Raw genomic sequence first — 10,992 nt, 5'->3', positions numbered from 1 at the left:
GGTGCTCAGGTCACTCGGACCACGACCACCGCTGCGGGTAGAACGACGCACCCGGGTCCTGGTGCGCGACGTCGAGGCCCTTCTTGATGACCGACACCTGGTACACCGGGTTCGGCATCCACATGACCGGAAGGTCCTCGGCCAGCAGCGCCGAGTAGTCCTGTGAGATCTGCGGATCGGTCGAGGCCGTCATCTGGTTGATGAGCGTCTCGGCCTCAGGGTTGTCGTACTGTCCGGCGTTCCACTTGGTGTCCTTGGCGAACACGCGCTCACCCGTGGGGTAGGCCGGGAAGTACCACGAACCGGCGGTGCCGAAGAAGACGAGCTCCCAGCTGCAGGTGGTCGAGCCCTCGACCTTGCAGGACTGCGCCTCGGTGAGCACCGAGTCCAGCGGCTTGGCGTCGATCGTCATCTTGACGCCGACCTTGGCCAGCGAGGACTGGATCTCGGCCATCATGTTGTCGGTCTCCTGCGAGCCGTTCTGCGTCGTCACGACGATCTCGGCCTTCGTGCCCGCGGCGATGCCCTCACCGCACTGGTCGTCGGCCGTGCCGGGCGCCGTGCACTCGAACACGTCGTCGGAGTTCTTGGTCCAGCCGTGGCTGGTGAAGAGCTCGGCTGAGGCGTCGAGGTCGAACGGGTACGGGTTGTCCTTCTGGACGTCCGAGAGGTAGTCCGAGTCCTGCGTCTGCGGCACCGGGCCGTAGTCCGGGGTCGCGGCGCCGTGCCAGACGACGTCCGAGATCGTCTCCTGGTCGACGGCGTGCTGCAGGGCCTGACGCACGTACAGCTGGTTGTAGAAGGCGCCCTTCTCGGGGTTGGCGAAGTTGTACGGCATGTACGTGATCGACCAGCCGGCCCACGGCTCGACGGTGTAGCCGAGGTCGGTGAACTGCTTCTCGTTGGTCAGCTGCGCACTCGTGACGTAGCCGTAGTCGACGTCGCCCGAGCGCACCGCGTTCATCTCGGCGTCGGCCGAGGTGAAGGGCACGAAGGTGACGTCCTTGATGGCGGGCTTGTCGTCACCGGTGTACTTCTCGTTCGCGGTGAGGACGACCTCGCCCGAGTCCGACCAGCTCTTGACCGTGTAGGGGCCCGAGACGGTCTTCCACAGGTCGTTGGTGGCGTACGTCTTCATGTCCTCGGCCTGCGAGAACAGGAAGTCGAAGACCTGCACGGCGGTCTCGGCGTCCTGGTCGTAGTCGCCGATCTCGCCGTCCGCGCTCGTCTTGTCCCAGGCGTGCTGGGGCATCGGGTAGACGAGGCTCAGCTGGTTGGCGAGCAGGAACTCCTCGTTGTAGACGGCGTCGAACGTCAGCGTGAAGTTCTTGTCGTCGACGATCTCGAAGTTCGTGATGTTGTCGGGGATGCGGCCGGCCGAGTAGCCGCCCGTCTTCTCGGCGTTGTAGCGCACGAGGTTGTACCAGAACTCCACGTCACGCGACGTGACGGGCTCGCCATCGGACCAGTCGAGGTCGTTCAGCGTGATGGTGACCGACAGGTGGTCGTCGCTGAACTCGTACGACTTCGCGGCCGAGCCCTTCTGGTCCCACTCCATCTTTCCGCTGGTGCCGTTGTACTCGAACAGTCGCGGCCACATCGTGGCCTTGATGGCGCTGTTGTGCGTGGCCATCGTGTCCGGGCTCGAGATGGGCAGGATCCAGTTCGGGCCGGTCCCTGCCGGGAGTGCGTAGCTGACCGAGTCGTTGGTGTCGCCCGCCGACTCCGTCCCGGATGTCGCGCACCCGGTCATGATGAGGGCCCCGGCCGCCACGACGCTCAGGGTCGCGACGAGACGTCGCATCACTGGCTTGCGCATCAAACCTCCTTGTTCACGCGGTCGAGATCGGTGGATGTTCGTTGGTTTCTCGACGCACTTTTCATCATTCACGCAGAAAGTACCTGCGCAGTGCCATCCTTATTACGTTCTTGTAACTAACTTGCTCCAGTTTCGGAGCAAGTTAGTTACAAGTGGCCGTTCAGCCGAACAGGCGGGCGGTGAGATCGGGGGCGCCCTCGAAGCGGTCGAAGGGGAACATCGGGCGCTGGATGCGGTGATGTCCGAGCCGCTGCAGGTCCTGGTCGACGCCGCCGGGCGTCAGCGCCAGGGTCCACCCGCGCTGGATCTCGTACAGCGTCGGCTCGAGATAGCCGATCTTCGTCACCACGATCTGCGCGGCGAGCGGGTCGAGCCCGATCGCGGTGAAGTCCTCCACCGCGTGGTACGCCTTGCGGAACTCCGTCACGATGACCCGCAGACCGCCGACGCGGATGACCGCGATGCCGCCGGCGTCCGGATCCCCCTCGTACAGCCCCTCGAGCACGCCGCTGATCGTGACCGGGCCGTGGGGGCCGTGATCGATCCGCGCACCCGCCGTCACGGTGACGGGATCGCCGACGCCGTAGCGGCGCAGCTGGGCGAGGGCGCCGGCGTCGAAGATCGACCCGACGAGGACGGTGGGCGCGTCGGGCGCCGTGAGCCGCTCGTCCGCCAGCAGCTGCGCCAGCGTCCAGGTGACGTCGCCGGTGCCGCCCGCGCCGGGGTTGTCTCCCGAGTCGCTGATGAAGTAGGGGGTGTCGGTCGCGGCGAGGCCGGCGTCCACGCCCTCGGCGAGCGTCCCGGGAGGGCCGACGAACTCGAACTCGTCGCGCACGTCCCAGAAGGCCTGCCCGAGCTCCTCGGCGGCCGCCGAGATCGCGGCGTCGTCGGTGCCCGTCACGACCACGACGCCGTGGCACCGCGGCTCGTCGGCCCACGCGTAGCCGATCCAGACGGCGGCATCGATGATCCCGGGACGCCGCTCGATCTCGTCGATCCGCGCGTACAGGCTCTTCGCCGGCTCCACCCGCGTGGAGGTCTTCTCGCCGGGGAGCAGGATCGGCACCGTCACGTGCGCACGGCGCGGCCTGATGCCCGCCTGCAGCGCGTCCACGAGGTTGCCGATCGCCCGATCACGCGTCTCCCACGTGTCTTCGTGGGGTGCCAGGCGGTAGCACGTGATGATGTCGACCTGCGAGACGAGGGGGTCCGAGACGTTGCCGTGCAGATCCATGGATGCCGACACCAGGACGTCGGCGCCGATCACTTCGCGGATCGCCATGATCAGGTCACCCTCGGCGTCATCGAGGCCGTCGACGCTCATGGCGCCGTGGATGTCGAAGAAGAGGCCGTCCAGCGGCGCCTCGGCCACGAGCGCGCGGAGGCCGTCGAGGATCCGGCCCTTGATCTCGTCGTACACCTCCCGCAGCACCGCGCCGCCGGGGATCGAGCGCGCGTAGTAGACCGGCAGCCACTCGGCGGCGCCGAGGTGCGAGCCGTCGCGCAGAGACGGGTAGCGCTGGATCAGCTCGTCGCCTTCGACGCGCTGGAAGTCGCGCGCGCCGGCGCGGTGGGGAGAGAACGTGCTCGATTCGATCGCCATGCCGGCGATCGCGATACGCGGGAGAGGTCGTTGGGTCACTCCGCCAGTTTAGGCAGACGTCGGAGGATCAACCTTTCCCGAAGGATCAAGTGCGCGATCTTCAATCGATATTGGAGGAAGCAAGACGCAGATCGCGATCGATGCGCTCCGGCTCGAGCAGTTCCGCCAGCAGCGCGTCGCCCACGCCGCGGGCGCCGCCGAGCGGACCGGCCGCCGAGACGCTGATCTCCAGCAGGTCCGTCGACATGGGGAGGCACAGCGTGTAGATCGCCTGTCGCACGCCCGCGATGAACGCGTCCGCCGTCGCGAGGCGACCGCCGATCGCGAGCACCCTCGGGTTGAAGAAGTTGATGATCGTCGCGAGCACCTCGCCCGTGCGCTGACCGGCTTCGCGGAGCAGGCCGGTCGCCCGGGGGTGCGCGTCGGCGGCCAGAGCGAGCACGTCTTCGAGATGATCGACGGCGATCCCCGACTCACGGAGCGCATCCACGATCGCCGCGCCGCTGGCCACGACGTCGAGGCAGCCGACGCGGCCGCACGAGCAGATGACGGGCGGCGCTCCGGCGAGCGCGACATGGCTGATGTCGCCGGCCACACCGCGGTAGCCCCGGTACAGCTCCCCGCCGACGATGACGCCGCAGCCGATGCCGGAGCCGGCTTTCACGAAGACGAGCTCGTTGACGCTCTGCCCGCGCTCGACGAACTCTCCCATGGCCATCGCATTGGCGTCGTTGTCGACGTGGGCGGGCAGGCCGGTGATCTCGCGGAGCAGATCGGCGACGACGACGCCGTTCCAGCCGGGCATCCGCATCGGCGCCAGCAGTCGTCCGTCGCGGGAGTCGACCGGGCCGGGAAGGCTCATCGCGATCCCCTCGATGCGCGTGCCGGGCAGGTCACGGGCGAGCTCCTGCACCTTCTCCCACACATCGGCGAGCACGCGCTGCGGACCGTCGAGCAGCGACAGCGGCTCGTTCGTGTCGGCGAGCACCTCGCCGCGACGGTTCATCAGCACGATGGTCATGTGCCGCTCGCCCAGATCCACCGCGGCGACGATGGTCTCGCCGGCGCTCACCGCCAGCATCCGGGGGCGTCGTCCGCCCTTCGAGACGCCGCGGCCGGTCTCTTCGAGGTAGCCGTGCGCGATGAGCTCCTCCACGCGCAGCGCGACCGTCGAGGCGCTCAGCCCGGTGAGGCGGCTGAGGTCGGCGCGGGATTCCGCGCGACCGCTCTGCACCAGGCGGAACAGCTCCCCTGCGCTCGGCGTGCTGGTGGCGGTCATCGTCAGCCTCCCTCTCGGTCACCTCACGATACGGGCAGAGGAGACGACTTGCGTCGATTTCGCATGAACTTTTTCAAAGCTCGTAAGAATGACGCGATCGCCGCCCTGCCAGACTCGAGGCGAACGACCGTCGACGACGAACCGGAGCCTTCGCATGCCCTCCCCCTACGTGATCAACGACAACGGCGCCTGGTGCTGGTTCCAGGATGAGCGGGCGCTCGTCGACCCCGACGCCGGCGTCCTGGTCGTCGGCTCGATCGCCGCCCCCGAAGGACCCGGCGGCGACGCGCGCGCGGGGAACGTGGAGCTCACCGTCGTCGACCTCGCGACCCGCGAGAGCCGGGTCGTCGTGCTCCACGAGAACCTCGAGGCCGACGACCACGACGTGCCCGCGCTGTGGCGGCGCCGCGACGGCCGCTGGCTCGCGGTGTACGCCAAGCACAAGACCGACGACATGCTGCGCCGGCGCATCAGCGAGCCCGGCGACCCCACCCGCTGGGGCCCCGAGTCCACGTTCGACTGGTCGGAGCTGACCGAGGGGCGCGGCGTGACGTACGCCAACCTCCACGAGCTGGACGGCCGGCTCTACTGCTTCACACGGGCGATCAACGACGATCAGTGCGCGCTGGTCTCGGACGACGACGGCGACACCTGGACCTTCGCCGGCAAGCTGTTCACGCGCCCCAAGGTCGGGTACGTCAACGGATACACGCGCTACGCCTCCACGCGCGACCGCATCGACCTCGTGACGACCGATCACCACCCTCGCGACTACGACAACGCGATCTACCACGGCTACCTCGAGCGCGGGATGCTGCACCGCAGCGACGGCTCCGTGCTGGATCCGCGTGCCCTGGACGGCGGCGCGCCGTCGCAGGAGGGCCTGACCCGCATCCTCGCCGCGGGCACGGTCCTCGGCGGCGCGACCTTGACCCACGCGTGGACCTCCGACATCCGCGTGGCGCCCGACGGCTCGATCGCCGCGACCCTGACCGCGCGCGGCGACGACCGGCCGGCATCCGTCGACGAGGAGTACGAGCGCATGCGCGAGATCCGCGACCTGCGCTTCGTGTACGCGAGGTTCCATCCCGACCGCGGCTGGGCGGTGCACCCGCTGGCGCCCGCCGGACCCGGGCTGCTGCCGCACGAGCAGGACTACACCGGCCTCGCCGCGATCGACCCGGACGATCTCGACACGGTGTACGTCTCGACCCCGATCGATCCGCGCGACGGCAGCGTCACCGCGCACCGCGAGATCTACCGCGGGCGCACGCCTGATTCCGGCGCGAGCTGGCGGTGGACGGCCATCACGTCGGGATCGGATGCCGACAACCTGCGGCCGATCGTCGCCCCGGGCGACCCGACGCGCACGGCGCTGCTGTGGTTCCGCGGCGACATGACGGCCTCGCAGCACTACCGGTGCGAGATCGTGCTGCTCGACGAGCCGCGCTGACGGCCGGCGTCGAGCGAACCGGCCGGCACGCAGCACGGTTGCTCGTCGGCCGAGGCGTTTCGTCTCGCTCGTCCCTCGCTCGCTCAACGGCCGGTGGTCGTTGAGCGGAGCGCGCTCTGGCGCGCGCAGACGAAACGCGGTCTGGCACGAGGCCCACCGTTGCGCCAGGAGCGAATCGGCCTCGGCGCCGCCGGCGCGGCGGCGATCATTGACGCATGCCCGTGAATGGTGTGGGAGTGACCGCGGTCGCCGTGGCGGCGGCGCGCGCACTCGAATCCGATCGCCCCGGTCCGCTCGTCGTCGACCCGTGGGCGTCGGCGCTCGTGCGGGCGTCCGAGGTCGCGGTGCCGTTCCCAGAGCGGTGGCCCGACGACCTCGACGAGGTGCCCGCGATCGACCGGTCGCTGCTGCTCGGGGCGACCTACATCGGCCTGCGCACCCGGTTCATCGACGACGAGCTGCGCGCGGGCGGCCTGCGGCAGGTCGCGATCCTCGGCAGCGGTCTCGACACGCGCTCGTGGCGTCTGGACTGGCCCGCCGGCACGCGGGTCTTCGAGCTCGACTCCCCCGACGTCGTCGCGTTCCTCACGGGGACGATGGATGCCGTCGGCGCGGCGCCGACCGCCGACCGCCGCGTCGTGGCGGCCGATGTGACCGCGCCGTGGGCGTCGGCGATCGTGCGCGGCGGCCTGAGCCCCGCGGAGCCCACGCACTGGGTGCTCGAAGGACTCCTCCCCTACCTGAGCGCCCATGACCAGGCCGCGCTGCTGGACGACATCGTCGATCTGTCGGGGCCGGGTTCGCGGGCGGTGATCGAGCGGGCGCCGGCTCTCACCGACACCCCCGAGACACGCGAGCGGCTTCGGACGTTCGCCGCGGCCACCGGCATCCCGTTCGACGAGCTGCTCGCGCGCACCGACCCGCCCGACCCGGCGATCGTGCTCGCCGCCGCGGGCTGGACGGTGGACGAGGTGTCGGTCGCCGATCTCGAGCGCCGCTACGACCGGCCCCTGGTCGCGGACCGCACCGATTCGGCGCCTGACCAGCGCGGAGGGTTCGTCGCGGCCGTCCGCCGCTAGCGCCCTTCCGCGTGTCGGTGGCCCGTGGTTGGCTGACGGCATGCACACCACGAACTCCGCAGACGGCACGCCCATCGCGTACGAGGTGTTCGGCGACGGCCCCGCCGTCGTCGTCGTGAACGGCGCACTCTCGCAGGCCTCCGACGCGACGGGCCTCGCTCAGGCGCTGGCGGATGCCGGCTTCCGCGGCGTCGCCTACGACCGCCGCGCCCGCGGGTCGAGCGGCGATGCGCGCGGCTCCACGCCGGAACGCGAGGCCGAAGACCTCGCGGCGGTGATCGAGGCCGTCGGCGGCGCGACGGCGGTGCTGGGCCACTCGTCGGGCGCCGTCCTCGCACTGTATGCGGCAGCGAGCGGCGTCGACACCGGCGCCCTGTTCCTGTCGGAGCCGCCGCTGCGGTTCGGCGTCGATGAGCCGGCGGCCGATCTCGCCGAGCGGCTGCAGCGCTTCGTGGACGAGGGCCGGCCCGACGACGCGATCGTCACGTTCCAGCTCGAGGGCGTCGGACTCCCCGAGCAGATGGTCGAGCAGTTCCGCCAGAGCAACCAGTTCGCCGCGGTCCTGCCGCTGGCACAGTCGACCGTGTACGACACGAACCTCGTCAACGCCTCGTCGGTGCCGAGCGCCGAGATGCTGTCGGTGCGCGTCCCTGTCACGATCCTCCGCGGCGAGCAGACCTTCCCGATGCTCCTCACCGCCGCCGATCGCCTGGCAGAAGAGATCGCCGGCGCCGAGCTGGTGATCGTTCCGGAATCGGTCATGCACCGGCCCGACCCGGTGGCGACGGTCCGCGTCGTCACCGAGCGGCTCGCCTGACGAGATCAGTCGTTCAGGCGGTCGAGCAGATCGACGGCCGCCCGCGCGTATTCGCCGATCCAGCGGTCATGGATGCGCTTGATCGGGAGGGGTGCGAGCGCCAGGTGGCGTTCGCGCCCCTTCTTGCGTCCGGTCACGAGCTCCGCTCGTTCCAGCACGCGCAGGTGCTGCAGCACGGTCGTGCGGTCGACCTCCGGAAACAGCGCGCACAGGGCGCCGGTGGTGAGCGGCTCGTCCTTCAGGGCGTCGAGCATGCGGCGACGCAGCGGCGCGGCGAGCGCTTTGAACACCAGGTCGTCGTCGACGTCGGTGCCGGCAGAGGGGTTGTGCGCGGCATCCATCATGTTATAAAACTACAACATGTCTGAGCAACTGACCGCACTGTCCTTCACCGTGTCGGGGCGCGTCGCACGACCGGTCGCCGAGGTCTACGAAGCCGTGGCCGACCCCGAGCAGCTGTCGCACTACTTCACGACCGGCGGCGCCCGCGGCCGCCTCGAGGAGGGCGCCGATGTCACGTGGGATTTCGCCGACTTCCCCGGCAGGTTCCCGGTGACCGTCGTCGAGTCCGACCCGCCGCGACGCCTCGTGATCCGGTGGGAGGCCCGCGAGGGCGTCGAGACCGAGACCACCACGACCTTCGAGTTCGAGCCCGTCGACGACGGCGCCCGCACGCTCGTGACGATCACCGAGTCCGCCTGGAAGGCCTCGCCCGCCGGAGCCGAGAGCGCGTTCGGCAACTGCGCGGGCTGGACGGGCATGCTCGCCGCGCTCAAGGCGTGGGTCGAGCACGGCATCAACCTGCGCGACGGCTTCTACGCCTGACGCGCACACGGCAGAGGACCGCCCGGGCGTGCCCGGACGGTCCTCCTGAAGGCCTGCGGCGCACTCCCCCCGGGTGCGCGGCGCGCTCCGCTAGTGCTGCGTGGCTCCCTCCGCCCCGATGCCGGTGAGGGCGCGCACCTCCATCTCGGCCTCCTTCGCCGGGTCCTCGGTGCCCTTGTCGAGCATGGTCCCGAGCCAGCCGAGGAAGAACGCGAGCGGGATCGACACGATGCCAGGGTTCGACAGCGGGAACCACGCGAAGTCGATCGCGTCGGTCTTGAGCATCGACGTCTCGGACCCCGACACGACCGGCGAGAACACGATGAGGATGATGGCGGATGCGAGGCCGCCGTACATGCTCCACAGTGCACCCTTGGTCGTGAAGCGCTTCCAGTACAGCGAGTACACGATCGTCGGCAGGTTCGCGGACGCGGCCACCGCGAACGCGAGCGCGACGAGGAACGCGACGTTCTGGCCGTTGGCGCCGATGCCGCCGATGATCGCGATGACGCCGATCACGACGACCGTGCGACGTGCGACCTTGACCTCGGCGCCGGGAGCCGGCTTGCCCTTCTTGACGACCGAGGCGTAGATGTCGTGCGCGAACGAGGCGGCCGCGGTGATCGTGAGTCCCGCCACCACCGCGAGGATCGTCGCGAACGCGATCGCCGAGATGAGGCCGAGCAGCAGCGGTCCGCCGAGCGCGTTCGCCAGCAGCGGCGCCGCCGAGTTCGCTCCGCCGGGCGCGGCCGCGATGACCGCCGGGCCGACGAGGGCGGCGGCGCCGTAGCCGAGCACCAACGTGAACACGTAGAAGATGCCGATCAGCCAGATCGCCCACACGACGGACTTGCGCGCCTCTTTGGCGGTGGGCACCGTGTAGAAGCGCATCAGCACGTGCGGCAGGGCCGCGGTGCCGAGCACGAGCGCCAGGCCCAGCGAGATGAAGTCCACCTTCGTGATGTCGCTCACGCCGTACTTCAGCCCCGGGTCGAGGATCGCCGGGTTCTCGGCGACCTCGGCCGCCTTCTCGAGCAGCGCCGAGAAGTCGAAGCCGTGCATCGCCAGCACCCAGACGGTCATGACCGCCGCGCCGGCGATCAGCAGCACGGCCTTGATGATCTGCACCCACGTGGTGCCCTTCATGCCGCCGATCAGCACGTAGAGGATCATGAGCGCGCCGACCACCGTGATGACGAGCGACTGGCCGAGCGTGTCGCCGATGCCGAGCAGCAGCGACACCAGGCCGCCGGCGCCCGCCATCTGCGCGAGCAGGTAGAAGAAGCACACGACGAGGGTGGTGATGGCGGCCGCCACGCGCACCGGCGTCTGCTTCAGCCGGAACGAGAGCACGTCGGCCATGGTGAAGCGGCCGGTGTTGCGCAGCAGCTCGGCGACGAGCAGCAGGGCGACGAGCCACGCCACGAGGAAGCCGATCGAGTACATGAAGCCGTCGTACCCGGTGATCGCGATCGCGCCGACGATGCCGAGGAACGACGCGGCCGACAGGTAGTCACCGGCGATGGCGGAGCCGTTCTGGCCTCCGGTGAACGAGCGACCCGCGGCGTAGTAGTCCGACGCGGTCTTGTTGTTGCGGCTGGCGCGGAAGACGATCACCATCGTGATCGCCACGAACACGGCGAAGATGCCGATGTTGAGCCAGGGGTTGCCCGGCGAGGTGGGCGCGGCGTCGGCCGCGAGGACGATGCTCATCGCGAGGCCTCCTCAGAGGTGGAAGCGGGCTGCGGGGCGACCGACTCGCGGATCTCGCTCGCGATCGGGTCGAGGCGACGGTTCGCGAAGCTCACGTACCACGTGGTGACGGCGAATGTCGTGATGATCTGGGCGATGCCCAGCAGCATCGCCACGTTGACGTGCCCGAAGACGGGCGTCGACATGAAGTCGTGGGCGTACATGGCCAGCAGCACATACGCGAAATACCAGACCAGGCATGCCAGCAGCACGGGGAAGACGAAGCCGCGGTGGCGCTTCTTCAACTGCCGGAACTGATCGGATTGCTGAACCGCGCGATAGTCGACGTCAGGTGCCGTCGTCGTCGCGCCCGGGGCGTCGTTGCCCATGGCTTCTCCTTCGAAGGGGGATGGAACACGCAGCGC

General features: G+C 69.6%; 10 protein-coding genes. 4 read left to right on the top strand and 6 right to left on the bottom strand.

Going from position 1 to position 10,992, the window contains the following annotated elements; genetic code table 11:
* Nucleotides 1–10: 10 nt before the first annotated feature.
* From FB391_RS02395 to FB391_RS02385, 3 genes are all read right to left on the bottom strand, one after another.
* Complete coding sequence (locus tag FB391_RS02395; protein WP_246093327.1) at nucleotides 11–1,819, bottom strand: peptide ABC transporter substrate-binding protein; 1,809 nt, start codon at nucleotides 1,817–1,819, stop codon at nucleotides 11–13.
* Between the two features lie 160 nt (nucleotides 1,820–1,979).
* Complete coding sequence (locus FB391_RS02390) at nucleotides 1,980–3,461, bottom strand: M81 family metallopeptidase (protein WP_141892678.1); 1,482 nt, start codon at nucleotides 3,459–3,461, stop codon at nucleotides 1,980–1,982.
* A 61-nt stretch (nucleotides 3,462–3,522) separates the two neighbouring features.
* Nucleotides 3,523–4,701 (bottom strand): ROK family protein, encoded by a 1,179-nt coding sequence (locus tag FB391_RS02385; RefSeq protein ID WP_141892677.1) that lies wholly within the window; start codon nucleotides 4,699–4,701, stop codon nucleotides 3,523–3,525.
* A 154-nt stretch (nucleotides 4,702–4,855) separates the two neighbouring features.
* On the opposite strand from FB391_RS02385, the gene FB391_RS02380 reads away from it, so the two are divergent.
* The 3 genes from FB391_RS02380 to FB391_RS02370 all read left to right on the top strand — a co-directional run bounded on the left by FB391_RS02380 (nucleotide 4,856) and on the right by FB391_RS02370 (nucleotide 8,050).
* A complete protein-coding gene (locus FB391_RS02380; protein WP_141892676.1) occupies nucleotides 4,856–6,154 on the top strand; it encodes a BNR-4 repeat-containing protein in 1,299 nt (432 codons plus the stop codon).
* A 215-nt stretch (nucleotides 6,155–6,369) separates the two neighbouring features.
* Nucleotides 6,370–7,233: an SAM-dependent methyltransferase gene (locus tag FB391_RS02375; protein ID WP_141892675.1), complete on the top strand. Its 864-nt coding sequence runs from the start codon at nucleotides 6,370–6,372 to the stop codon at nucleotides 7,231–7,233.
* A gap of 40 nt (nucleotides 7,234–7,273) precedes the next feature.
* Nucleotides 7,274–8,050: an alpha/beta fold hydrolase gene (locus FB391_RS02370; protein WP_141892674.1), complete on the top strand. Its 777-nt coding sequence runs from the start codon at nucleotides 7,274–7,276 to the stop codon at nucleotides 8,048–8,050.
* A gap of 5 nt (nucleotides 8,051–8,055) precedes the next feature.
* On the opposite strand, the gene FB391_RS02365 is transcribed toward FB391_RS02370, so the two are convergent.
* Nucleotides 8,056–8,394, bottom strand: a complete 339-nt coding sequence (locus FB391_RS02365) for an ArsR/SmtB family transcription factor (protein WP_141892673.1) — start codon at nucleotides 8,392–8,394, stop codon at nucleotides 8,056–8,058.
* A gap of 16 nt (nucleotides 8,395–8,410) precedes the next feature.
* On the opposite strand from FB391_RS02365, the gene FB391_RS02360 reads away from it, so the two are divergent.
* Complete coding sequence (locus tag FB391_RS02360) at nucleotides 8,411–8,875, top strand: SRPBCC domain-containing protein (RefSeq protein WP_141892672.1); 465 nt, start codon at nucleotides 8,411–8,413, stop codon at nucleotides 8,873–8,875.
* A gap of 90 nt (nucleotides 8,876–8,965) precedes the next feature.
* Here FB391_RS02360 and FB391_RS02355 read toward each other — a convergent pair whose 3' ends face one another.
* Nucleotides 8,966–10,588: a solute symporter family protein gene (locus tag FB391_RS02355; protein ID WP_141892671.1), complete on the bottom strand. Its 1,623-nt coding sequence runs from the start codon at nucleotides 10,586–10,588 to the stop codon at nucleotides 8,966–8,968.
* Nucleotides 10,585–10,956: a DUF485 domain-containing protein gene (locus FB391_RS02350; protein WP_141892670.1), complete on the bottom strand. Its 372-nt coding sequence runs from the start codon at nucleotides 10,954–10,956 to the stop codon at nucleotides 10,585–10,587. Before FB391_RS02350 ends, FB391_RS02355 begins: the two co-directional genes overlap by 4 nt.
* Nucleotides 10,957–10,992: the final 36 nt, after the last annotated feature.

This window comes from Microbacterium kyungheense, assembly GCF_006783905.1.
Taxonomy (GTDB): domain Bacteria; phylum Actinomycetota; class Actinomycetes; order Actinomycetales; family Microbacteriaceae; genus Microbacterium; species Microbacterium kyungheense.
This window is presented reverse-complemented; position numbering and strand designations above follow the sequence as displayed.